This window comes from Massilia sp. (assembly GCF_046293535.1).
Lineage (GTDB): Bacteria > Pseudomonadota > Gammaproteobacteria > Burkholderiales > Burkholderiaceae_D > Telluria.
In genome coordinates, this window is the sequence record NZ_JBKBOV010000048.1 from 15,514 (window position 1) to 39,969 (window position 24,456).

18 protein-coding genes are annotated in these 24,456 nt (G+C 64.6%); 14 read left to right on the forward strand and 4 right to left on the reverse strand.

All coding sequences use genetic code 11. The features are described 5' to 3' along the window. Positions 1-90 precede the first annotated feature (90 nt). Positions 91-1,740 carry a single-stranded-DNA-specific exonuclease RecJ gene (gene recJ / locus ACK4S9_RS20035; protein WP_409729218.1) on the reverse strand — a complete coding sequence of 550 codons (1,650 nt, stop codon included), beginning with the start codon at positions 1,738-1,740 and terminating at the stop codon, positions 91-93. Positions 1,741-1,790: 50 nt separating this feature from the next. Continuing rightward, a complete protein-coding gene (locus ACK4S9_RS20040; RefSeq protein ID WP_409729183.1) occupies positions 1,791-2,819 on the reverse strand; it encodes a hypothetical protein in 1,029 nt (342 codons plus the stop codon). A 155-nt stretch (positions 2,820-2,974) separates the two neighbouring features. Between ACK4S9_RS20040 and ACK4S9_RS20045 the strand changes: the two genes are divergently transcribed. From ACK4S9_RS20045 to ACK4S9_RS20095, 11 genes are all read left to right on the forward strand, one after another. Beyond that, the gene (locus tag ACK4S9_RS20045) at positions 2,975-4,255 is read left to right on the forward strand and encodes a lipoprotein-releasing ABC transporter permease subunit (RefSeq protein ID WP_409729185.1); all 1,281 of its coding nucleotides are present in this window, start codon (positions 2,975-2,977) and stop codon (positions 4,253-4,255) included. An 82-nt stretch (positions 4,256-4,337) separates the two neighbouring features. Beyond that, a complete protein-coding gene (locus tag ACK4S9_RS20050; protein ID WP_409729187.1) occupies positions 4,338-5,603 on the forward strand; it encodes a lipoprotein-releasing ABC transporter permease subunit in 1,266 nt (421 codons plus the stop codon). Next, positions 5,596-6,291 carry a lipoprotein-releasing ABC transporter ATP-binding protein LolD gene (gene lolD, locus ACK4S9_RS20055; protein WP_409729189.1) on the forward strand — a complete coding sequence of 232 codons (696 nt, stop codon included), beginning with the start codon at positions 5,596-5,598 and terminating at the stop codon, positions 6,289-6,291. Before ACK4S9_RS20050 ends, lolD begins: the two co-directional genes overlap by 8 nt. Before the next feature lies 1 nt (position 6,292). Continuing rightward, positions 6,293-7,096 carry a TatD family hydrolase gene (locus ACK4S9_RS20060; protein WP_409729190.1) on the forward strand — a complete coding sequence of 268 codons (804 nt, stop codon included), beginning with the start codon at positions 6,293-6,295 and terminating at the stop codon, positions 7,094-7,096. A gap of 177 nt (positions 7,097-7,273) precedes the next feature. Next, positions 7,274-10,075, forward strand: coding sequence for a type VI secretion system Vgr family protein (locus tag ACK4S9_RS20065; protein WP_409729192.1), 2,802 nt, complete (start codon positions 7,274-7,276; stop codon positions 10,073-10,075). An 88-nt stretch (positions 10,076-10,163) separates the two neighbouring features. Beyond that, the gene (locus ACK4S9_RS20070) at positions 10,164-11,834 is read left to right on the forward strand and encodes an esterase/lipase family protein (protein WP_409729194.1); all 1,671 of its coding nucleotides are present in this window, start codon (positions 10,164-10,166) and stop codon (positions 11,832-11,834) included. Beyond that, the gene (locus tag ACK4S9_RS20075) at positions 11,831-13,597 is read left to right on the forward strand and encodes a T6SS immunity protein Tli4 family protein (protein WP_409729196.1); all 1,767 of its coding nucleotides are present in this window, start codon (positions 11,831-11,833) and stop codon (positions 13,595-13,597) included. Before ACK4S9_RS20070 ends, ACK4S9_RS20075 begins: the two co-directional genes overlap by 4 nt. Positions 13,598-13,661: 64 nt before the next feature. After that, positions 13,662-14,900, forward strand: a complete 1,239-nt coding sequence (locus ACK4S9_RS20080; RefSeq protein ID WP_409729198.1) for a T6SS immunity protein Tli4 family protein — start codon at positions 13,662-13,664, stop codon at positions 14,898-14,900. Positions 14,901-15,034: 134 nt separating this feature from the next. Continuing rightward, positions 15,035-16,141 carry a T6SS immunity protein Tli4 family protein gene (locus ACK4S9_RS20085; RefSeq protein ID WP_409729200.1) on the forward strand — a complete coding sequence of 369 codons (1,107 nt, stop codon included), beginning with the start codon at positions 15,035-15,037 and terminating at the stop codon, positions 16,139-16,141. Between the two features lie 164 nt (positions 16,142-16,305). Further along, positions 16,306-16,614, forward strand: coding sequence for a PAAR domain-containing protein (locus tag ACK4S9_RS20090; protein ID WP_409729202.1), 309 nt, complete (start codon positions 16,306-16,308; stop codon positions 16,612-16,614). Between the two features lie 36 nt (positions 16,615-16,650). After that, positions 16,651-19,005: a DNA internalization-related competence protein ComEC/Rec2 gene (locus tag ACK4S9_RS20095; protein WP_409729204.1), complete on the forward strand. Its 2,355-nt coding sequence runs from the start codon at positions 16,651-16,653 to the stop codon at positions 19,003-19,005. A 19-nt stretch (positions 19,006-19,024) separates the two neighbouring features. Here the strand turns inward: ACK4S9_RS20095 and ACK4S9_RS20100 are convergent, their stop codons facing one another. Beyond that, complete coding sequence (locus tag ACK4S9_RS20100; RefSeq protein ID WP_409729206.1) at positions 19,025-21,220, reverse strand: DUF4214 domain-containing protein; 2,196 nt, start codon at positions 21,218-21,220, stop codon at positions 19,025-19,027. Positions 21,221-21,417: 197 nt separating this feature from the next. Between ACK4S9_RS20100 and ACK4S9_RS20105 the strand changes: the two genes are divergently transcribed. From ACK4S9_RS20105 to ACK4S9_RS20115, 3 genes are read left to right on the forward strand one after another with little or no spacing between them, the layout of a single operon-like run. After that, positions 21,418-22,251 (forward strand): alpha/beta fold hydrolase, encoded by an 834-nt coding sequence (locus ACK4S9_RS20105; RefSeq protein WP_409729208.1) that lies wholly within the window; start codon positions 21,418-21,420, stop codon positions 22,249-22,251. Positions 22,252-22,288: 37 nt separating this feature from the next. Beyond that, positions 22,289-22,855, forward strand: a complete 567-nt coding sequence (dcd, locus tag ACK4S9_RS20110; RefSeq protein WP_027867561.1) for a dCTP deaminase — start codon at positions 22,289-22,291, stop codon at positions 22,853-22,855. Between the two features lie 55 nt (positions 22,856-22,910). Beyond that, positions 22,911-23,567, forward strand: a complete 657-nt coding sequence (locus tag ACK4S9_RS20115) for a cation transporter (RefSeq protein WP_409729210.1) — start codon at positions 22,911-22,913, stop codon at positions 23,565-23,567. 669 nt (positions 23,568-24,236) lie between these two features. Here the strand turns inward: ACK4S9_RS20115 and ACK4S9_RS20120 are convergent. Continuing rightward, positions 24,237-24,456 (reverse strand): hypothetical protein (locus ACK4S9_RS20120; RefSeq protein WP_409729212.1); only part of this gene is annotated, 220 nt, incomplete at its 5' end.

Consider the following 24,456-nt stretch of genomic DNA (forward strand, 5'->3'; position numbering starts at 1 on the left):
TTGGACACGAGCTCGAGCGTTACCCTATGGTACTGCTCAGCCCGTGTCTGAATGTCAGACCTGACCCCAGGTTTTCAGACCCCAGGTTTTTCAGGCCGGCTCGGCGTGTTCGACCAGCAGCTGGACCTTGGTCACGCCGTTGTATTCGTTCGCATCGAGCCGGAAGGCCACGCGGGCCCGCTCCGGCAGGCTGTCGGTGTGCCCGAACCAGATCGCGTCGTAGCGCCGCCCGTTCTTTTCCAGCAGCAGCTTGAGGTGGCGCTCCTTCAGGATGCGCTGGCTCACCACGCGGAACTCGTCGCAGAACACCGGCGGGGCGAAGCCCTGGCCCCAGACCTGGCCGTCCATCTGTTCGATGAACTGGGTCGAGTAAAACTCGTCCTCGAGCGGTCCGTCGGTCTCGACGATGCGCTCCAGCTGCGCCTGCGTCAGCCAGGCCTGGCCGACCGCTTCGAAGGCTTGCTGGAAGCTGTCGAAGTGCTCGCCGCGGATCGACAGGCCGGCCGCCATGGCGTGACCACCGAACTTGTCGATCAGGCCGGGCACCCGCTTGGAGACCAGGTCGAGGGCGTCGCGCAGGTGAAAGCCCGGGATCGAGCGGCCCGAACCCTTGATCCAGCCGTCGCCCGCCGGGGCGAAGGTGATCGTCGGCCGGTAGAATTTTTCCTTCAGGCGCGAGGCGACGATGCCGATCACGCCCTGGTGCCAGCCCTCGTCGAACACGCTGATCGTGCTTGCCCCCGAAGGCTCGAAGCTGTCCAGGTGGAGCAGGGCGGTGTCCTGCATCTCGGCCTCGATCTCGCGGCGCTTGAGGTTGATCTCGTTGAGCTGCTGGGCGATCGCCCAGGCGCGGCCGACGTCGTCCGTCACCAGGCATTCGATCCCGAGCGACATGTCTTCCAGCCGTCCGGCGGCATTCAGGCGCGGACCCAGGGCGAAGCCGAGGTCGAAGGGCGACGCGCAGCGCGCTTCGCGGCCGGCCACCCGGAACAGGGCGGCGACGCCCGCATGCATGCGCCCCGCGCGCATGCGCTTGAGGCCCTGCGCCACCAGGATGCGGTTGTTGGCATCGAGCTTGACCACGTCGGCCACCGTGCCCAGCGCCACCAGGTCGAGCAGGCTGTCGAGCTTGGGCTGGGTCTGGGCATCGAACACACCGCGCCGGCGCAGTTCGGCGCGCAGCGCCAGCAGCACGTAGAACACCACGCCGACGCCGGCCAGGTGCTTGCTGGGAAAGCCGCACTCGGGCTGGTTCGGATTGACGATCACGCGCGCCGGCGGCAGCGCGTCGCCCGGCAGGTGGTGGTCGGTGACCACGACTTCGATGCCGCGCCGGTTCGCTTCCAGCACGCCGTCGATGCTGGCGATGCCGTTGTCGACCGTGATGATGACGTCGGGCGATTTTTCCCGCGCGGTGAGTTCGACGATCTCGGGCGTCAGGCCGTAGCCGTACTCGAAGCGGTTCGGCACGATGTAGTCGACCTGCGCCCCCATCATGCGCAGGCCGCGCAGCGCGACCGCGCAGGCGGTGGCGCCGTCGCAGTCGTAGTCGGCGACGATGGTCATGCGCTTGCCGGCGGCGATCGCGTCGGCCAGGAAGCTTGCTGCCGCGTCGATGTGTTTCAGCCCGCCGGGCGGCACCAGCGCCGCCAGTTCGCTGGACAGTTCGCGCACGTCGAGCAGGCCGCGCGCCGCGTAGATGCGCGCCAGGACCGGGTGGACCCCGCCCTGGCGCAGCATTTCGGAGGTGCGGAAAGGGCAGGGACGGGTGGTGATTCTGGTGGTAATGCTCAAGTCAGTCGTTCCAATGTCGGCCGGCGCCAGAATTTGCGCTGGGCCATGGCGGTCGTGGTGAATTCGGCAAGGGTTTCGCGGCTGCTCAGGACCAGCTTGAGCTCCTTGATGCGGCCCTGCACCAGCGCCGCATGCAGCGGCGCGAACAGTTTTTCTTCCAGGTGCTGGACCTGCTGCAACCAGACGCCCCAGTCGGAGGCGATGGCGGCGTCCGCAAGCATGCCGACCACCAGCAGGCCGTCCTGCGCCAGCGCGCTGTCCAGGCCGTCGAGCGATGCGAGGGATTCGCTGGACAGGCCGCGCACCCATCCCGGCACGCCGATGCTGGCCAGCCGGCCGCCGGCGCGCGCCAGAGCGCCGGTCGATGCTTTCGATGCACCCCACAGCCAGAAGGAATTCACGCCGGGGAGGCGGCGCGCTTCGCGCGCGGCGTTCACCGGATGGGTATGCCACAGCATCTGCACCTCGTTCTGCAGCCGGCGCAGGGGCAGGGCCTGCTTGCCGCGCGGGACGAAGTCGCTCAGGTCCATGCCGGCCACGGTGTCCGGGGTGGCGGCCTCGATGGCGGCCCAGTCGTCGGCGCGCAGGAACCAGGTCTGGGCATCGCCGTACTGGAGCGGGTGGCCGATTTCTTCGCACAGCGGCCGGGCGGCCTCGTACAGGGCGCGGCTCTCGTCCTCGCCCAGGCCCAGGTGGCGCAGGTCGGCCATCATCGAATGGCTGCGCGCGATCTGGATGTGGGCCGGGTTGACGATGTACCAGGTGCCGTCTTCCGGATCGAGGCCGAAGCCGCGCATGGCGGCGGCGGCAAAGGCCGGCAGGCCTTCGGGCGACAATCCGAGCGTGCGGGCCAGCCACTGCTCGTGCGGCAGGGCGCGCGCGGTATCGGCAGCGGCGCCGCGTTCGTAGGCGCTGGTACGGGTGAGCAGGGCGGCCAGCGCCGGGGTCTGCAGGGCCCGGACCAGGTCGGGTGCGAATTCGGGAAGCGGCAGCAGGTGGGGCAGGACGAGCGTAATGTGCGACATACCGCTATTTTAGGGCAAATACGCGTCCAGCGAACGGTCGTGCAGCGGCCCGCTTGCACCTCGCCACACGCGCCATGCTTTCTTTTGCGCCACAAAAGTCCGATGTCTGGCAAACTGTCGGGTTGGCAAACCAATAACGCACATTTACCGATTTCATGAGCATCACCCACAAGCTGCCCTACGAATGGCAGGTCGGCCTGCGCTACACCCGCGCCGGCAAGCGCAGCGGGCGCAACAGCTTCATTTCCTTCATCTCGATGGCCTCGGTGGCGGGCATCGCGCTGGGTGTGGCCGCGCTGATCGTGGTGCTATCGGTGATGAACGGCTTCCAGAAGGAGGTCACCGCGCGCATGCTGTCGGTGCTGGCCCACGTCGAGGTGTTCGACGTGCACGGCGAGATGCCGGGCTGGCGCAGCGCCGTCCAGGAAGCGCTGCGCAACCCGAAGGTGCGCGCCGCGGCGCCGTTCGCCGAGACCCAGGCCATGCTGCTCAGTGACGGCGTGATGAAACCGGTGCTGCTGCGCGGGATCGACCCGGCCCAGGAGGTCAAGGTGTCGGATGTGGCGAAACACATGCGCGAAGGCCGCTTCGACAGCCTGCGGCCGGGTTCCCATAACGTGGTCATCGGCCGCGCCCTGGCCCGCTCGCTCGACGTCGGCGTGGGCGACCGCGTGACGCTCCTGATGGCGTCCACCCCGGCGCAGGCCCAGGGAGCCGCCCAGGATGGGACGCTGCCGCGCACCCGGCCCCTCACCGTGGCCGGCATTTTCGAAGCCGGCCATTTCGAATTCGATTCCTCGCTCGCCTTTGCCAACATCGAGGACGCCCAGCAGCTGGCCGGCGTGTCGGCGCCGGCCGGCATCCGCCTGCGCCTGGCCGACATGGACCAGGCGCCGCGCGTGGCGAGCGAACTGCAGGGCGGCATGACGGGCGAGCTGTTCATCCGCGACTGGTCGAAGGTCAACGCGATCTGGTTCGCCGCCGTCGAATCGCAAAAGCGCATGATGTTCATCATCCTGACCATGATCGTGGCGGTGGCGGCCTTCAACCTGGTTTCCACCCTGGTGATGACGGTGCGCGACAAGCAGTCCGACATCGCGATCCTGCGCACGCTGGGCGCCTCGCCGCGCTCGATTCAAACCATCTTCATGGTGCAGGGCACCCTGGTCGGCGTGCTCGGCGCCGTGCTGGGCGTGGGCCTGGGCGTGGCGGTGGCCATGAACATCGACGTCATCGTGCCCTTCATCGAACGCCTGTTCAAGGTGCGGTTCCTGTCGCAGGAGGTCTACCTGATCAGCGAGATTCCTTCGCAGCTGCGCTGGGGCGACGTCGGCTGGATCGGCGGCGTGGCCGTGCTGCTGGCCTTCGCCGCGACCCTGTACCCGAGCTGGTCGGCGGCGCGCGTGAAGCCGGCCGAGGCGCTGCGCTACGAATGAGGATGACGCACCCGACGATGACAATCTGGCCACGCCTGTGCCTCCTGTGGCACACTGCGGCCTCGCAACGACGACCCGGAATATGAGACTCACCCAGAACCTGCCCTACGAATGGCTGGTCGGCCTGCGCTACACGCGCGCCGGCAAGCGCAGCGGCCGCAACAGCTTCATTTCCTTCATCTCCCTGATCTCCGTGTCCGGCATCGCGCTGGGCGTGGCGGCCCTGATCATCGTCCTGTCGGTGATGAACGGCTTCCAGAAGGAAGTCACCGACCGCATGCTGTCGGTGCTGGCCCATATCGAGGTTTTCGACCGGAGCGGCAGCATGCCGGACTGGCGCGCGGCGGGGCAGGAAGCCCTGAAGAACCCGGCGGTGCGCGCCGCCGCGCCTTTCGTCGAGACCCAGGGCCTGCTGGAAGGCCGGGGCGTGATGCGCCCGTCGATCATCCGCGGCGTGCTGCCCGCGGAAGAACCGAAGGTGTCGGATGTGGCCAAACAGGTCAACCAGGGCAGCCTGGATTCGCTCAGGCCCGGCGCCTATAACATCGTGCTGGGCCATGCGCTGGCACGCTCGCTCGGCGTGGGCATCGGCGACAAGGTCACCATGCTGCTGGCGCAGGGCCAGATCACGCCGGCCGGCCTGCTGCCGCGCAGCCGCAGCTTCACCGTCTCCGGCATCTTCGAGGCCGGCCACATGGACTTCGACGCCGCGCTCTCCTTCATCCACGTCGAGGATGCGCAGCGCATGGAACGCTTGAGCGCACCGATGGGCCTGCGCCTGCGCATCGACGACATGCGCCAGGCCCCGGTTGTGGCCGAGGAACTCAAGAAGTCGATGCCGGGCAATCTGGAGATGCGCGACTGGTCCAAGCTCAACGCCACCTGGTTCGGCGCCGTACAGACCGAGAAGAAGATGATGTTCATCATTCTCACCCTGATCATCGCGGTGGCCGCCTTCAACCTGGTGTCCACCCTGGTGATGACGGTGACCGACAAGCAGGCCGACATCGCGATCCTGCGCACCCTGGGCGCCTCGCCGGCCTCGATCCGGAAGATCTTCATGGTGCAGGGCGGCCTGGTCGGCATCATCGGCACCTTCCTCGGCGTGGGCCTGGGCGTGCTGGTGGCCCTGAACATCGACGTCATCGTGCCCTTCATCGAAGCTGTGCTGGGTGTGCAGTTCTTGTCGAAAGATATCTACCTGATCAGCGCGGTCCCGTCCGACCTGCGCTGGCCGGACGTTTTCAAGATCGGCGGCGTATCCGTGCTGCTGGCGTTTGCTGCGACCCTGTACCCGAGCTGGGCGGCGTCGCGCGTGAAACCTGCGGAGGCGCTACGTTATGAATAATTCAACCACCCCCGTCCTGTCCTGCCGCGGCCTGGGCAAGACCTTCAAGCAGGGCGACTACGTCGTCAAGGTGCTGGACGGGATCGATTTCGCCATCCATCGCGGCGAGCGCGTCGCCATCGTCGGGGCATCCGGTTCCGGCAAGTCGACGCTGCTGCACCTGCTGGGCGGGCTCGACACCCCGTCGACGGGTTCGGTCACCCTGCTGGGCGAGGATTTCGCCACCCTGTCGGAAACCCGGCGCGGCGAGCTGCGCAACTCCTCGCTCGGCTTCGTCTACCAGTTCCACCACCTGCTGCCGGAATTCTCGGCGCTCGACAACGTCATGATGCCCCTGATGATCCGGCGCGAAGCGCGCGAGACGGCCTTGCGCAAGGCCGAGGCCATCCTCGGCCGCGTGGGCCTGGGTAAGCGCGTGGTGCACCGGCCCGGCGAACTGTCCGGCGGCGAGCGCCAGCGCGTGGCCCTGGCGCGCGCCCTGGTGACCGAGCCGGCCTGCGTGCTGGCGGACGAGCCGACCGGCAACCTCGACCACAGCACCGCCCAGTCGATTTTCGACCTGATGCTGGAACTGTCGCGCACCCTCGGCACGGCTTTCGTCATCGTCACCCACGACATGGAGCTGGCGCGCCGCTGCGACCGCGTGTTCCGCCTCACCGAGCACGGGCTGCAGGCGGCGGAGGCCTGACATGTGGATCGACACCCACTGCCACCTCGACGCCCACGAATTCGGCGCGCAGTCGCTGGAGGTGGCGGAGGAGGCGCGGCGGGCGGGCGTGTCGATGATCGTCGCGATGGCGGTCGAGCGCGGCAACTTCGGCGCCGTGGCCGGGCTGGCCGCGCAGGCGCCGAACGTCGCCTATGCGCTCGGCATCCACCCGATCTGCGTGCCGCAGGCGCAGGACGACGACCTGCTGGCATTGCGCGGCGCGGTGGAAGCGGCGATGAAGGATCCGAACTTCGTCGGCGTGGGCGAAATCGGCCTGGATTTCTTCATTCCGATGCTGTGCGAGCCGCTCATGCGCGAGAAGCAGGAGCGCTTCCTGCGCGAGCAGCTGCGCATCGCGCGTGATTTCGGCCTGCCCGTGATGCTGCACGTGCGCCGCTCGCAGGACCAGGTGCTCAAGCACCTGCGGCAAATTCGTCCCTTGGGGGGCATCGCGCACGCCTTCAACGGCAGCTTCCAGCAGGCGCAGAATTTCATCGACCTGGGCTTTCACCTGGGTTTTGGCGGCGCCATGACCTTTACCCGCGCGCTGCAGATCCGGCGGCTGGCGGCCGGGCTGCCGCTCACGGCGATCGTGCTGGAGACCGATTCGCCGGACATCGCGCCGTCCTGGATCCACCCGGGGCGCAACACGCCCGACCAGTTGCCGGCTATCGGCGCCGCCCTGGCGGAGCTGCGCGGGATCGGGCTGGACGAGGTACGCGAAGCGGCGCACCGGAACACGCTGGCGGCGATTCCGCGCCTGGCCAGCTACCCGTTCGGTTAGTAAATTACTACTAATCTTTTCTTCGGTAGCGTCCCGTGCGCCGTCCGGTAGCGCAGACCATGGCCGTTTCGCTTAGTTCGCCCAAGGCATGATGAGCGCACTCAATGCCGTGGTTCAACCCTTCTGCCAAGATGCACTCTTCGCTGCTCCTGCAGCACAGCCACAACGGAGAGTGATTTGGATAGCGCGAGCGAATTCCTGCGGATGCTACGGCACGAGAAGTCGCTGACCACCGCCCACCGGCCGATCCGGCTGCGCCTGGGCCATGCCGACCATCTTGCCGACGAGTTGCTGCTGCCGCAGCGGGTGCAAGGCTTCGAGGCGGTGTGCGGCGGCTTCGAATACGTCGTCACCTGCGTCGCCGACACGCCGCGCCTCCCGCTCAAGGAACTCATCGCGCTCCCCGCCGAACTGCAAATGGTCACCGACCGCGGCCAGCTGCGCAGCATCTGCGGCATCGTCGCCGAGGCGCGCGCCGGCGACCACGACGGCGGCCTGGCGGTCTACCAGCTGGTGCTGCGCGACGCCCTGGCCGTCATGGAAAAGCGCGTCAACAGCCGCGTCTTCCGCTACCAGAACGAACTCGAGATCGTGCAGGTCCTGTTCGACGAATGGCGCCAGTCCAACAGCGTCATGGCCAGCGCCTTCGACTACGAACTCGACCCGCTGTTCGACATGCGCCTGTACCCGCCGCGCGAGCAGACCATGCAGTACAACGAGTCCGACGCCGCGTTTGTCCGCCGCCTGCTCAAGCGCCGCGGCATCGCCTGGACCTTCCGCCCGGGCCGCGCCCGCGCCGGCAGCGCCGACCACGACGCCGACGACACCCCCGTCCACACGCTGGTGCTGTTTTCCGACCCCGCCTCGCTGCCGCGCAGCCCCGCCGGCAGCGTGCGCTACCACCGCGACCACGCCACCGAGGAGCGCGACACCGTCGTCTCCTGGTGCGCCGCGCGGCGCCTGCAGCCGGGCAGCATCACGCGCCACAGCTGGGACTACCGCAACCCCACCGGCACCCAGTTCATGAGCACCAGCGCGCGCAGCATGGCCGACCAGGGCCGCAGCGGCAATGCGCTGGCGGCGAGCCTGGACGACTACCTGGTCGAGATGCCGCATGCCGGCAACGACGTCGAGGACCACTGGCGGCTCGGCCAGGTGCGCATGAACCGGCACGAATTCGACACCAAGTGCTTCCATGGCGAAGGCAGCGTGCGCGACCTGTGCGCCGGCGAGTACTTCAGCTTGAGCGGCCATCCGGAAATCGACACCCACCCAGAAAGCGAGCGCGACTTCGTCGTGACCGCCGTCTGGCTGGAAGCCGAGAACAACCTGCCGGCCGACCTGTCGGCGCGCGTGCGCCGGCTGATGGGCCCCTATACCCCGATCGATGCGATGCTGGCGCCGAACGAGCATCCGGTGGCCGGCGACGGCGTGCGGGTGCGGATGCGCTTCGATTGCGTACGGCGCGGCATTGCGCTGGTGCCGGCGTTCGACCCGCGCATCGACCTGCCGCATCCGCAGCTGCAAAGCGCCATCGTCACCGGGCCGCCGGGCGAGGAAGTGCATTGCGACGCGCTGGGGCGGGTGAAGATCCGCTTCCCGGGCATGCGCACGGTCGACCACAAGCATGCGCATGGCGCCGGGGCGTCGGATACGCCGGCCGATTCGGCCTGGGTGCGGGTCGCGTCGAACTGGGCCGGCAACGGACCCGGCGCCAACCAGCAGTGCGGCACGCTGTCGCTGCCGCGCGTCGGCAGCGAAGTCCTGGTGGCCTTCCTCGGCGGCGATCCGGACCGGCCGGTGGTCCTGTCGCAGGTCTTCAACCAGCGCGGCGAGCCGCCTGCATTCAGCCGGGCCGGCGGCTTGCCCGGAAACCGCTACCTGTCGGGGACCCGGACCCGCGAGATCGGCGGCGCGCGCGGCAACCAGCTGCGCTTCGACGACACCCGCGGCGAGATCAGCGCCCAGCTGGCGAGCGACCATGGCGCGTCGCAACTGAACCTCGGCTGGCTCACGCAACCCAAGGCCAACGGCACTGCCGCCCCGCGCGGCGAAGGCGCCGAGCTGCGCAGCGACCACAGCGTGGCGATCCGCGGCAGGGAAGGCGTGCTCCTGAGCGCGGAGGCGGCGTCGGGCGCCGAGGGCGAACAACTGGCGCGCGCCGGTCTGCTCGGCCTCGCTGAGCTGATGCAGAGCATCGCGGACGAGGTGGCCAAGCTGGCGGAACAGCATACGGAAGACGAGCCGAGCGCGCAGCGCCTGGGCGAGCTGTCCGACAAGCTGCGGCGCTGGGACCAGGGTTCCAACGTGGCGCCGGGTGACAAGGGCGCGGAACCGATCGTGGCCGTGACCGCCCCGGCGGGCATCATGCTGGCCAGCCAGGACAATGTCGCGCTCGGGTCCGAGACCCAGCTCGACATGGTCAGTGGAGGGGATGCGCGGACCTCGGCAGGGAAGAACATCTTCCTGCGCGCCGCGCGCGGGATCAGTGCTTTTGCCCAGGCGCTGGGGGTCAAGCTGGTGGCGGGGCGTGGAAATGTCCTGCTGGAGGCCCATCAGGGCAATGTCGAGGTCAAGTCGTCGGGCAAGATCAGCCTCATTTCGGCGGAAGCCATTCATATCGAGGCGCCGGTGGTGCGGATCATCTCGCAGGGCGCGCAGACGGAATGGAGCAATGACACAATCACGCTGCAAAGCGCCGGCCAGCACATCATCAATGCAAGCGGGCTCACCCGCGGCCCCGCCGGTGGTGGAAAGCCGACAAAACCCGACTTTGCGAAAAGCGCATTAAAGGCCACGGAGCGTGTTGTCCTGCGCCATCTCCAAACGCGCGAACCGATTCCACACCAAAATTATATTGCCCACCTCCGCGACGGCAAGACCATCCAGGGCACCAGCGACGCGGAAGGGCGCACCGAACTGGTGCAGAGCGACGAACTGGGGCCGGTGCGCTTCGAGCTTCTTCCGTCATCCACCTAAGCTGTCGGGAACCGTCATGCGTGAACCGACCAGGCCATTGCCTCCGCTCGTCCCTCTGTCGCATGGGGGTTGGGAAGTAAATTCATTCATGTCCTCCGCGGACTACACCATCCGCGGCCTGGGACTTGTCCCTCCCAACAAGATTGTCCCTGTGATCGTTGTACCCGGAATTATGGGTACAAACCTTCGGGCCAAACAAAAACCGCGCTTGGGACGTTTAGAGGATGAGCGGAATAGGATGGTCGAACCCGGCCGGCCTGCCTGGCGGCCGCCTAACGGTGACAGCGGAGGGCTCAAGGCGGCGAACATCTGGGACATGTATACGCCGCGAGAGCGTCAGTTGCTGTTAGACGCTGCCACGCTGGAAGTGGACCCCGACGGACCCATCGTCATACCGAAGTCCGAGGACAGCTATGTCCTGAGCGAGCGCGACCTTCGGGAACGCGGTTGGGGCGAGCTGCATGCCGACTCGTACGGCGGACTTCTTTATGCCTTGCAAACTCGGTTGAATCAGACGTTCGGGTTTGACGAGCATGGCAAGAAGCGCTTTGTCCAACCGCATTGGAAGGAAGTGATGGCCTGTGATCCTCGGCGATGGGGGCTGCGCCAATTCGCGCCCCTCACGGAAGATCATCTCGTGAAGCATGCCGAGTACTACTTTCCCGTCTATGCCGCTGGTTATTGCTGGTTACAAGACTGTAAGACGTCAGCAGAAATGCTGGAGAAGCGCGTTCTTGAAATCATCAATTCGTGGGAGGGGGCGAAGCGGCAGTGCTCGAAAGTAATCTTGGTAACGCATTCGATGGGAGGCTTGATCGCTAGAGCATGCGCCAGGCGCATTCCCGACAAAATTGCTGGCGTCATCCATGGTGTCATGCCGGCACTGGGCGCACCAGTTGCCTATCGCAGGCTTGCATTTGGGACGGAGCCGTCTTCACCGAACAGTTCACCTCTGAAGAAATTTGCAGACTCTAGAGTGGCAATGATTTTGGGAAATCGCGCTGAAAAGACGACGCCTGTCTTGGCTACATCGCCCGGGGCGCTCGAGCTTTTGCCGAATCACCTGTACCCGCACCCTTGGTTGCATGTCCGTGTGTTCAGGTTCACTAGCGGACCGCAAGGAGCGAACCAGGCAGGAGAGACCGGCGCGCACAGCTACCAAACAAAACCGAACGATGCACTGTCGTTCCCCAATGCAAACCTGCAGAATCCTTACGATTTGTATCGTGACATGAAATTCTGGTTTCGCTTGGTTAATCCGGAGCTTGCCGACCCTGCTGGCAAATATGACAACAGTAAACGAGACGGAGTGGTGTCCGCAATTAAGAAGGCGATCAATACTGCCGAGACCTTCCATAGAACGCTTGGGGACTACTACCACCCGAATACCTATGCATTTTATGGTGACGATAAGGAACAGCTTTCATTCGGGCAGGTGAGGTGGGTTGCCCTTCAGCAGGCAGGTTCGGCTACGGCGCTCACGCCTGCCAATCTAACAGCCGCGCGATATATCGGTCAGTCTGAAACCGGGCAGCGGCGCGTGCTCGTCGAGGGCAAGACCGAGCTTCGTTTCGCGCCCGATCAGCAGGACGCTCGAGGTGACGGGACCGTACCGCATCAATCCGGCGCTGGACCGGCCGGCAAAGTAAAACAGGTGTTTGCGACGGAGGGCTACGACCACCAGGGATCGTATAACAATGAGCACATGCTCATGTTAACGCTCCGATTGATTACCAAGATCGTCCAGGAGATCTCGTGAAGAATTGGCTCCGGAGCCGGCCGGCAAGAATGCTGGCCGGGGCTCTGTGCGCGGGATTGTTCGCCACATGGGCGGTGGGCAAAGTATTGGATAAACGCGAAGAAAGCCGACGAGACCAACATGAGGTAGCCCGAATGACCGGCAAAATGAAAACCGTATGTGTCGGCAGGTTCTTGATTGACGTGCCGGAAGAAGCAGAGATTGAGTTGAGACAGGCGCGCATCGATGGTTTCGACATCTCGGCTTTCACCGAAACTGCGGAGGAGTTCCAGAAGCGTGTTGCCGACCGTGAGTCGCAGATCAGGTCCAAGCCGGACTGGCGTGGTGGTAACAAGAATCTGGAATCGGCGAGGAATGTGACGACCGACAGCGGCCTCGTCGGCAAAATCTTTATACATAGCCGGACGGTGGAAGAAGGAACACAGGGCAACGGTCTTGGCGGAGTGGAGCGCTATCGCGATGAGGGCATTACGACAGAGGCCCTCGTGCACGCCCATGGCGTAAGCATCGATCTGTTCTTTGAAGACAGAAATCCCGAATTAATCGAGGATCTTCCCACGCTGGTTAGCCAGCTTGTAGCGAACCCGGACAACCGTATTCCTACCGAGCCGGGATTCTGTATGGATCGCCTCTATGTCCGCGACCCGCTCAGCGCCGGTCAGCGCGAGCAAATCATGATGTTTGGGCGGCTACCAAATCATCCGGATGTCGAGTTCATGTTCATTGTTTCGGCTGGACTGAAACCGGAGCCGCATGGCGTCTTGGCGAGGAGTGATGCTGTACTCGAAGGGCTGCCGATGGCCGATCGAATGCGTATCACAAGATTACGAGCGGCACCGCGGGAGATCGGAGGCCTGAACGGGGAGGAGGTGGCGGAATCGGTAGTCGAGAATAACGAAGCACGTGGCCACAGTTTCTGGTGGGAGGTGAACGGGACTGAAAACGACGTCTTCCTCCCACATGTTGTAGTCAGGATGAGTACCGGAAATGGCAATCGACAGCCCGTTCCATCCTCGCTGTCGGACGGCGCCGCGCTTGGTTTGTGGGACAAAATCTCGTCCAGTATTCGCCTACGGTCGACTGAATCTGCGGCGAGCAGACCCGTCGAAGCAACGCCTACTCCACTCGGCGCATACGCATCGGCCGGCGAACGCTGCCCCGAAAGCGGCTGGTGGCTCTGTGGTGATGGTGGCAATGGTATTGGCGTTCTCGGCGGCCAGCGACAGTACATCAAGAAGGGCGATCTCATGCCCCAGGCGCTGCTGCTTCCTCCGCGCACCTTGTGGGACAAGGTGCGCGGACTGCAGCCGAGCTATGAATCAAAGAACCCAACCAATTGGAAGCTTGTCGATCACCGTGCACGTAAAAGAGTGCCGCCGCCGTTGCCATTAGCGAAGGCTTCTATGCCCGGTGGCACGACGGTTGCTGTAGGCGGATCTGACTCCACGCGCGATGCCAGCGTGGGAATTGGCAGCTATTCCTCGACTGGCGTTCCATGTCCAGCAAGTGGCTGGTGGCGTTGTGAAGATTCGCACGCAATTGATGGAACCAGATGGTTTGCACAGGGCAGTTTGCTACCGCCGGCTACCTTCACCGTCGCCCCTGGTATTTTTGGCCATTCGCCTGGCGCACCACAGGCGATCCAGCGCCGGAGCGCCTGGCGCTTAATGCGTCTCGCAGACGCGACTGATCATGACCAATTAGCGAGCGGCACCGATTCTCGAGGCCAAACTGATCTGCCGCCATCAAGCCAACAAGCTTGATGTTTATGCCGTGTTCGATTGAACACCTCTCTTCGCCGTGTACCGAGTAAGTTTGGGATCCGACATGAAACGCTTGCTACATAGAGGGTTGATCGGGATCCTTCTCGGATTTGCTATCGCCGACTTGGCAACAAGGTTTGAAGCGCATTCCAGGAAGGACGAGCTTGGAGGCTTGCGTATGTATCAGAAGACGAAGACGGTATGTGTAGGTCGCTTTCTGATCGATCTTCCTGGTGATGCCGAGGTCGCTATACGCGGCGGCTCTGTCGGTGGATTCGACATCTCGACTGCCCATGAATCTACCGAACAGTTCAAGACACGCGTGAATTCCGCCGAAGCAGAAATCGGCGTCTTGCGCAACGAGCAAGGTCGTCCGAGCCTTGAGTGGAACAAGGCTCTAGCGCTTGATTCGGCAGAGGGCAAGGTCATGGTATTCAATCGTGAGCGCAGCAGAATGCCAGTACAAGCACGGATGGTCGACTCCGAAGATTTCAGTGTCCGCGGGCTATTGCGGTTTCCGAATGTGAGCGTCGTCGCTGATGCAAAGCGACAAGGATTCGAACGAGGCGAGGAATTGGCGCGACTGTTCGAGCGACTGCGTCCTCTCGAAGAGGGCGAAATTCCGCACGAGTCCGGATTCTGCTTCGGTCCCACTATTGTTCGGGATCCGTACGAAAATTCCGATACCGAGGCAGTAGTCATGTTCGTCGGGTTGCCGAGGCATCCAGACGTCAACATCGTGTTCTCGTCGATGGCTGGCACTGATCCTGCACCAGGATTAATCGAAAGGAATGCGAAGGCGGCCGACAGTGAGCCGCTCTTCATGCGACTCGCAATCACGACCCTCCTCGAGCGTCAACGGACTTTGAATGGACTTCACGGGGAGGAGTTGGGGCTGCGAGTCAGGGAGGCAAACTTCACTACCGGATATTCGTTCCAATGGCAGATGAGCGGAGAGCAAGAAAATAGATTTGCCCCACTCTTAAGCTTGGAACTTGAATCCGGAACGAACCCAATCAGTGGCGGAAAACCAGTCCAATCGACGCTTTCTGAAGAGGCAATGCTCGACTTATGGGAGCGAATTACAAGCAGCATCCGCTTGCGTTCCACCGAACATGTACAGACCGCTGCCAAAGAGCAATCCACTGCCTCTCTCGGAACGAGTGCAGTCGCAAACGACATATGTCCGCAAACGGGATGGTGGCTATGCGACGATCGCGGTGTTCGAATGGGTGTACTTGCGGGAGAGCGGCAATTTCTCAAAGCGGGCTCGCGCATGTCTCGGGCACTCTTGCTGCTCTAACAAATGCTCAGGCAACGATTGCGTGGTACATAACCGAGCTTCGAAAGCCGCGGTCCGACGCTCTGGAAGTCTGTCGATAAGCGCAGCAGGTCGTGTGCATAGTAGCTTGACTTTGTCGGGCAACTTGGGGCTTTATGATGAAGAACGTGCGCCGCTTATTCCGAGCCACACTTGCGTTAGCGCTGACGGCACTAGTCGTCACCGGTCTGCTCGGCACTTGGGAAGTCGGCGGTGAGCGAGATAGGCATGAGTTGGCACGACTTACCGATGGAATGATAACCCATTGTATCGGTAGGTTTCTGATTGATATGCCAGCCGAAGCCCAGATCGAGATGGGGCGAGCGAATATTTCCGGATTCGACGTCGCGGCCTTCGAGGAAACCCCAGAAGAATTCCTGCAACGACTTGCTGATCGTGAACTACAAATCAGAACGACGCCGGATCAGGCCGGCGGTAACCGGGATCTGGAGTCGGTAAGGGAACTCAGAACCGACAACGGAATCGTCGGCAAGATGTTCGTCCACAGTCGAAGAGTGACCGAAGGCACTAGAGCAAACGGTCTGGAACTGGAGCGCTACCGCAATGAGGGGGTGGCCCTTGAAGCGCTTGTCCACGGCGCAGGAATCAGTATCGACCTCTCCTCCGAGTACTATGATCCTGCGCAAATTGAAGAGCTGCCCATGCTTGTTGCTCAGCTCGTCCCTGACCCGGATAACAAGGTCGCGGGCAAACCTGGATTCTGCATTGGCCGCGCATATATAGCCGATCCACTCACCGCAGAACAGGGGGAGCAAATTACGATGTCCGGCGTAATCCCACGACATCCGGACGTTCAGTTTATGCTCATCCTTTCGGCGGGACGCAAGCCTGGCGCTCAAGGTCTTCTCCAACGGTCGGAGGAATCGCACAGCAAACTTTTCTTCTGGCAGCGCATGCGAATCTCCGAAATACGCGCAGCGCCGAGGGAAATCGCCGGCCTGCCGGGAGAGGAGCTCGTGAAGTCGTTCGGCGAGCAGAACAGTTTTTGGTGGGAGGTCAACGGAACGGAAGACAAGGTTTTGATACCCCACTTCGTGTTCAAGATGGATACTGGAAAAAGTAACAATGGGCCTGTTCCATCGTCCTTGTCCGAACCTACGACCCTTGGACTCTGGGACCGGATACTGTCCAGCATTCGGCCGCAAGCAAGCGGCCAGCCTGATCGCAACACTGATGCCAGAATGGCATCGATGGCGAAATAGTAGGCAGTGGCAACTAGGGAGCGCAAGCCGCCACCGGAGCAGCTTGCACCTCAAACAGAGATAAGCTCGTCCAAAACCGAACATCGCGCTTAAAGCTGCGTTTGCGCAAAACCAACCAACCCAGCTCAGCTACATTCCAGCTTTCCCCCGGAAGGAGAGCGCACGTGACCCACAAGCGTTTCTATATCCGCGCCGGCGCCACCACCACGGCGGGCGGCACCGTCAGGGCGTCCAGCAGCTTCACCATCCTGGACGGCATGCCCCTCGCGCGCGAGGGCGACCCGGTCGACTGTCCCGCATGCGGCGAGCAGGGCGTCATCGAGTGCGTCATGCCGCGCCTGCCCGACCAGTCCGAAGGCAAGGAGTGCGCGCTGAGCGAGGACCTGTGCATCTGCGCCTGTTCGCCCCCGCCCAGGCTCGTCGCCGACCAGTTCCACGACTTCCAGCTCGTCGCCGACGGCCCCACGGCCTAGCGCCACCCAACCCAGGCATACCCGCGCGTCCGGCCCATGCGCTGCGCGATCCTCGCCTTCCTCGCCGGGGTGTGCTGGCTGCAGACGCGCGCCGAACTGCCGCCACCCGCCTACCTGGCAGGCGCGGCCGCAGTCGCGCTGGTCCTGCTCGCGGTGCGCAGATTCGGCGCGACGCTGCTCGCCGCCGCCATTGTCGGCGCCGCCTGGGCGGCCTGGCTGGCCCACCTCGCCCTGGCCGAGGGCTTGCCGCGCGAGCAGGAGGGCAGGGACGTCACCGTCGTCGGCACCGTCGACAGCCTGCCGCATGAGTTCGACGCCGGGGCGCGGTTCATTCTCCGCGTCGAACGGGTCCTGAGTCCGGACGCCACGGTCCCGCGGCGCATCGCCGTCTCCTGGTACGGGCAGCATGCGGCCACGGACAGCCAGACGCCGGTGCAGCCGGGGGAGCGCTGGCAACTGGTGGTGCGCCTGCAGCGCCCGCATGGCAACGCGAATCCCTACGGTTTCGACTATGAAGCATGGCTGCTCGAGCAGGGGGTGCGCGCCACCGGCTATGTCCGGCCGGCCGGGCCGCGCAATGTCCGGCTCGACGCCTTCGTGCCGCGCCCGGGCCACGTGGTCGAACGCGCGCGCGCCGCACTGCGCCGCCACATCCTGCGCCAGCTGGAGGGCAAGCCCTATGCCGGCGTGATCGTCGCGCTCGTGATCGGCGACCAGCGCGGCATCCCGCAGTCGAGCTGGGACGTCTTCAACCGTACCGGCATCAGCCACCTGGTGTCGATCTCGGGCCTGCACATCACGATGATCGCGGCCCTGGCGGCGTGGCTTGCTTCCCGCCTGTGGCGCCGTTCCTTCTTCGTCGAGGGCGCCGCCTTGCCTCTGCTCTTGCCGGCCCAGAAGGCCGCGGCGCTCGCCGGTGCACTGGTGGCGCTCCTGTACGTGCTGCTCGCCGGCGCCGGCGTGCCCGCGCAGCGCACCTTCTATATGCTGGCGGCCGTGGCGGCCGCGCTGTGGTGCGGCCGGGTGGTGGCGCTGTCGCATGTGCTGTGCCTGGCGCTGGCCGTGGTGGTGGTGATCGATCCCTGGGCCGTGCTGGGCGCCGGCTTCTGGCTGTCGTTCGGCGCGGTGGCCGTGATCCTGTACGCCGGCCTGGGACGGGTGGAGCTTGCCGCCGGATGGCGGCGTACCCTCGGGGCGGCGGTCCGCACCCAGTACGCCGTCACCGTCGGGCTGGTGCCGCTGACCATGCTGCTGTTTGCGCAGGTATCGCTGGCCAGCCCGCTCGCGAACGCGATCGCCATTCCCGTGGTCAGCCTGTTCGTCACGCCGCTGGCGCTGCTCGGCGCGCTGCTGCCGGCGCCGCTGGCGGGATGGGTGCTGGGCCTGGCGCACCTGGCGATCGCCTTGCTGGCGGACGGACTGGCCTGGCTGGCCGCCAGCCGGCTCGCGGTCATCAACGCGCCGGCGCCGCAGCCCTGGATCTTCGCGCTGGCGCTGCTCGGCACCGCCTGGATGCTGGCGCCGCGCGGCTGGCCGCGGCGCTGGGCTGGCCTCGCGGCTTGGGCGCCGATGCTGACCCAGCTGCCGAGCGCGCCGCCAGGCGGCAGCTTCACGGTGACCGCCTTCGACGTCGGACAAGGCATGGCCCTGCTGGTCGAGACCGAGCGCCACCGGCTGCTCTACGACGCCGGTCCGCAGTACGGCCCGGGCGCGGATGCGGCCGGCCGCATCCTCCTGCCTTACCTGCGCGGGCGCGGCATCGGCGCGCTCGATGCGCTGGTGGTCTCACACAGCGACGTCGACCATGCCGGCGGCGCCCGCACCCTGCTCGCGGGCGTGGCGGTCGCGCAGGTCCATTCCTCGCTGCCGGGGGGGCATCCGGTGGTGCGGGCCGCGCGCCGCCACAGCCGCTGCGGCGCGGGGCAGGAGTGGAGCTGGGACGGGGTGCGCTTCGAGCTGCTCGGCCCGGCGCCGCAGTCCTACCGACAGGAAGGATTGAAAGCCAACGCGCGCAGCTGCGTGCTGCGCGTCAGCAGCGCCGGCAAGGCGATGCTGCTGGCGGCCGACATCGAGGCGGCCCAGGAACTGCAGCTCCTGCAGACGTCGCCGGGCCGGCTGCGGGCCGACGTGCTGCTGGCGCCGCACCACGGCAGCGGCACCTCGTCGACCGCGGCCTTCCTGGCGGCGGTCGAGCCGAAGTTCGGCATCTTCCAGGTCGGCTACCGCAACCGTTACCGGCACCCGAAGAAAGAGGTCTACGAGCGTTACGCCAGCCTGGGCATCCGCAGGCTGCGCACCGACGAAGCGGGCGCGGTCACGCTGCGTTTCGGCCGGACGCTGGAAGTGAGCGCGTTCCGAAGCGAGCGCCGCCGCTACTGGCACGGCCGCTAGCCGACGCTCCCGCACCCGCTCATGCAAATGGCGTATAGGCGATGCCGTCCTGGAGCACGCCGGCCAGCGCGGCCACGTTTTCCTGGCTCTCGCTGAACTGGGCCAGGATGTCGGTCGCGCTGGTGCCGGCCTCCATGGCCTTGAACCAGTAGTCGAAGCCGGCCTGGTCGGGGGCGCGGTGCAGGATGTTCTGGTAGATCTTGCCGAGAAAGTCAGCATTGCCCGGCTCGGCGCCGTACATCTGCGCGAACTCCTGCGAGCCGATGAAGGCGGCGGCCACCTCGGTGAGGCTGGTGCCGCCGTCCATGCGGCCGATCCAGTAGCCCAGGCCCGCCAGGTCCGGTGTGCGGTTGAAGGCGGCCTGGTACAAGCGGTAGGCCTGGCCGGCCACGCCGTCGACGTCGAGGGCGAGCATGGCGTCGTCGAACTTCAGGCGCTCGATGCCGGTCAGGACGTCGACCTCGTCGGGTGCGCGCAGGGAGCGCACGGTGGTGCCGTCCTTGCCGGCGCCGAGCTGGTAGTCGGCGCGCTTGCCGGCATACAGCGCCAGGTCCAGTCCGGGGCCGCCGTCCAGCAGGTCGCCCCCGAGCCCGCCCGCGATCACGTCGTTGCCGGCGCCGCCCTCGATGCGGTTGGCGATCTCGCTGCCGATCAGGGTGTCGTTGCCGGCGCCGCCGCGCAGGTTTTCGATCACGCTGCCGAAGTTCACCGTCACCTGTCCGGCCGCGACGATCGAATCGGCCTGTTTCCCGAGGTAGCTCCAGTAGCCGGGGCGCAGGTCGAGCGTCATGCCGCCGCCGAAGGCGCTGCCGTCGATGGTGTCGATGCCGCCGCCGTCGGCAATGAAATTGGCCCTGGACGCGTCCAGCGTCCAGGTGGTGTCGCCCGCCGCCAGTTGTTGCGAGGGCCCGTAGATGTAGTGCAGGGCCGCCAGGTCGAGGGCGCTGTAGGCCAGGTCGAGTTCCGCCTCGTCCATGTTGTAGGTCATGACCGTGTGCCGGGCCGCGTCCTCGGCGCTGCTCAGGTAGGGTCCGGGGCCGGCGTTGCCGAGGGAGTCGGTATGGCTGAACGGGTGCTTGAGGCCGAGCGAGTGGCCGAGTTCGTGCAGCAGGATCTCGACGCCATAGTTGGCGGCCGTGGGCGCCAGGTTGTCCGGTTCCTCGGTGCTCAGCATCAGGCGACGCGCGCTGGCATAGCCGGACGAGTCTTCCTGGCGGTTGTTGGCCAGCACCAGGATGCCGGATTCTTCCACCTTGTCGGTCTCGACGAACTTCACGTTCAGCACGGTGCCGACGTAATCGAAGACCTTGCGCGCGAAGCTGCGCTGGGCGTCGTTGAAGGGCTGGAAGCCGTCCTTGTCCTTGTCGCTGAAGCCGGATCCGGGCTGTTCGGCGAAGCGGTACTCGACGATCCAGGTGTTGCCGAGCATGCGCGGCGCGGCGTGCTTTGCGGCGAGCGCGGCGATCCAGTTCGGGAGCTTCTGCACGCCCGGCGCCCAGGACCAGTGTTCGACGCTGGCGACGGGCAGGACCCAGTCCGCGTAGATCATGCCCCGGTCGTTGCCGCCTTCGTCGGCGACCAGGTCGGCCACGCTGCGCACGTGATAGGTGTCGTCGCCCTGGCCGCCGAGCAGGAGGTTGCTGCCGCTGCCGCCATCGAGCGTATCGTTGCCGTCGCCGCCTTCCAGGATGTCGTCGCCGGCGCCGCCGAGCAGGATGTCGCTGCCGCCCCCGGCCACGAGCAGGTCGTCGTCGAGGCCCCCCAGCAGCAGGTCGTTGCCATCTTCCCCGAACACCCTGTCGTTGCCGTCGCCGCCGTCCAGCTTGTCGCCCATCAGGTCGGGCAGATGCTGCTTCGTCACGGGATCCCAGCGCTTGCCGCTACGCACGAGATCGTCGCCGGGGCCGCCGTCCAGGATGTCGCTGCCGCCGCCGCCGTACAGGTCGTCGTTGCCGGCGCCCCCGAGCAGGGTGTCGTTGCCGGTTTCGCCCTGCAGTTCGTCGTCGCCGTTGCCGCCGTCGAGCAAGTCGCCCTTGTCGTCGTGGCCCCAGAGGCCGGTCGCGGGATCGTACTTCAGGCCGCTGTAGATCTTGTCGTTGCCGTCATGGCCGCGCATGATGTCGGCGGCGCCGCCGCCCGTGATGACGTCGTCGCCGTCGCCGCCTTCGCCCAGTTCGTCGCGCGCATCGCCCTGCAGTTTCACTCCCGCTGCCATTCTCTTTGCATCCTTGAAATAACTGTTGGATGAATGTTATCAGCCAAGTTTCCTTATGGAAATATCATTCGGCCGCAAAAGGCGAGATTACGCGGCGTGCATAGCGGTCCCCTGGTGTAGGCATTCCCCTCTAAAACCGGCTCGGGTTCCGGCCTCTTTCATTACAATGGCCCGTTGACATTCACGCCAGACGTCCCATGAGCAAACCCCTGCTGCACTTCTCCCACGGGAACAGCTACCCGGCCGGCACCTACAGCCGGCTGTTCCAGGCCCTGGGCGCGCATTACGAACTGCGCGCGCACGACATGTACGGCCACGACCCGCGCTTTCCGGTGGGCGACGGCTGGCATGGCCTGGTGGACGAGCTGATCCACCAGTTGGAAGGCTACGAGCGGCCGCCGATCCTGGTCGGCCACTCGCTCGGCGGCATGCTGAGCATGATGGCGGCCAAGCGGCGTCCCGAACTGGCGCGCTGCGTGGTCATGCTCGATTCGCCGGTGGTGGCCGGCTGGCGCGCCTTCCTGTGGAAGCTGGTCAAGCGGCGCGGCCTGGGTTCGCGCTTCTCGCCGGCGAAGTTTTCCGAGCGCCGGCGCAACGTCTGGCCGGACCGTGCGGCGGCCTACCAGCATTTCATCGCCAAGCCGATGTTCCAGGCCTGGGCCCCGGGCGCGCTCGACGACTACCTCGAGCACGGCCTCAAGCCCCATCCGGACGGGGTGCAGCTGCGCTTCGACCGCGAGGTCGAAACCATGATCTACAACACGCTGCCGCACCACATGGGCGCCATCCTGCGCGAGCCCTACCCGCTGCCGATCGGCTTCATCGCCGGCACCACTTCCGAAGAGCTGCGCCAGGCCGGACTGGACGCCACGCGCCGCCTGGTGGGCCCGAACCTGGTGATGATCGAGGGCGGCCACCTGTATCCGCTCGAGAAGCCCGGGGAAACGGCGCGCCTGACGCACGAGATGGTCGAGCGCCTGCTGTCGCCGTCGATTCCGGCAAGCCGGGGCGTGTCGGCGGCGGCGGTTTAGCGTAAAATCGCGGGATTGATTTTTTGGAATGACACCGATGGCTATCAAGAGCGATAAATGGATCCGCCGCATGGCGGAAGAGACCGGAATGATCGAACCCTTCGAGCCGCGCCAGGTGCGCGAGTCCGATGGCCGCCGCGTCATTTCGTGGGGCACCTCGTCGTACGGCTACGATATCCGTTGCGCCGACGAGTTCAAGGTGTTCACCAATATCAACAGCACCATCGTCGACCCCAAGAACTTCGATTCGAATTCCTTCGTCGACGTCAAGAGCGACGTCTGCATCATCCCGCCGAACTCCTTCGCGCTGGCCCGCACCATCGAGTACTTCCGCATCCCGCGCAACGTGCTGACGGTGTGCCTGGGCAAGTCGACCTATGCGCGCTGCGGCATCATCGTCAACGTCACGCCTTTCGAGCCGGAGTGGGAAGGCTACGTGACCCTGGAATTCTCGAACACCACGCCGCTGCCGGCCAAGATCTATGCCGGCGAAGGCTGCGCCCAGGTGCTGTTCTTCGAAAGCGACGAGATCTGCGAGACCTCGTACAAGGATCGCGGCGGCAAGTACCAGGGCCAGCACGGCGTCACGCTGCCGAAAACCTGATTCAAATTTTGCGGTATCCTGTCAGGATTGAATCATATTGATGGGTTGAATTCGCATGGCTGACTGCTGCAGCGGTGGCTGCTCCTCGAGCAAACCGCCGGTCGATCCACGCTACCGGCGCGTCCTCTGGATCGCGCTGTGGGTCAACGCGCTGATGTTCGGCGTCGAGATTGTCGCCGGTTGGGCCGCGGGCTCGGTTTCCCTGCTCGCCGACGCCGTCGACTTCCTCGGCGACGCCGCCAACTACGGCATTTCCCTGTTCGTCCTGGCGCTGGCGCCCGTGTGGCGCTCGCGCACCGCGCTGGTGAAAGGCGCAACCATGGGCGCCTATGGCGTCTTCGTGCTCGGCACCGCGCTCTGGCACCTCCAGCTCGGTGTCGTGCCGAAGGCCGAAACGATGGGCCTGGTCGGCTTGCTCGCCTTGACCGCCAACTGCTCGGTGGGCGTGCTGCTGTGGGCCTACCGCAATGGCGACGCCAACATGCGCTCGGTGTGGCTGTGCACGCGCAACGACGCGATCTCCAACGTCGCCGTGATGCTGGCGGCCCTGGGCGTGTTCGGCACAGGCAGCGGCCTGCCGGACCTCCTGGTGGCCACCATCATGGGCCTGCTCGGCCTGTCGGCCGCGTACTCCGTCATCACCCACGCAAGGCGCGAGATGCGCGAGGCACGCGAAGCGCCGGCGACGCCGCTGCAACTCAAGCGTCGCTGACCAGGGTGGCACGATCTAGGTGCTGACCTTGTCCGAACGGCGCGTCTCAGAGATGGCGCTCACGTTCCGCTGTCGATCTCCGCTGCCAACGCCACCAGCTCGTTATCGAGCTCGATGGTGAGGTGGCCGGGGCAGGCCACTGCTCGAAGCACTTGCCAGTAGCTTGACCTTCGAAATCTCTATAAGACTTGTCGACGTAGAAAGTTCAACCCGCGAAGGCCACTACGAAAGGTGCGGCTTATATATATCGGTTTAAAATTTTTATCTCAATTGGGTCTAAGGACTGTGATATCTGTCCAAACAAACGTCGCTTGGTTCGTTGAATTTGTTCCGTGGTTTCACAGTGGATGAAGAATCTCGAGATCTTCCGGATTGACTCATTAGGTAATCCGCAATCCCGCAAAAGTATCTCATGATTCTTTGTTGTCCCATACTCTAGCTGGGCAATCATTAACTCGAGGGATATCGGTTTCAATCTGCGTTGCAAGGCAGCGTGGTTGTAGATCTGTTGGAATGCCATGAGGTATCGCGGCCATATAAACTCAAAATATTTCGAAATCAAATCGAAAACGTATCTTATCCGTGAATCGACGCCTTTTCGTCCATTAACTATTGTTGGGTGGGTAACCAGTTCCGAGAAGGTTGGTTGCTTATACAGGTAAAAATTCGTTAGCTGAAGTAATACTGACTTACCTTGCTCTTCGCCGAAATTTCTACCAATGTCGTTTTCTGAGAAAAGATAGTCGTAAGCAGCTGATAGTATAGACCGGCTTTGTTGCATAAATCAATTGAGCGCGTAGTACCCCAAACCCCAGACGGATTTACGGCATGGTCACCGCTACGGTCGTGGGCGTGCCCAAGCGCGTGAAGCGATTGAGGATGGCGGCAC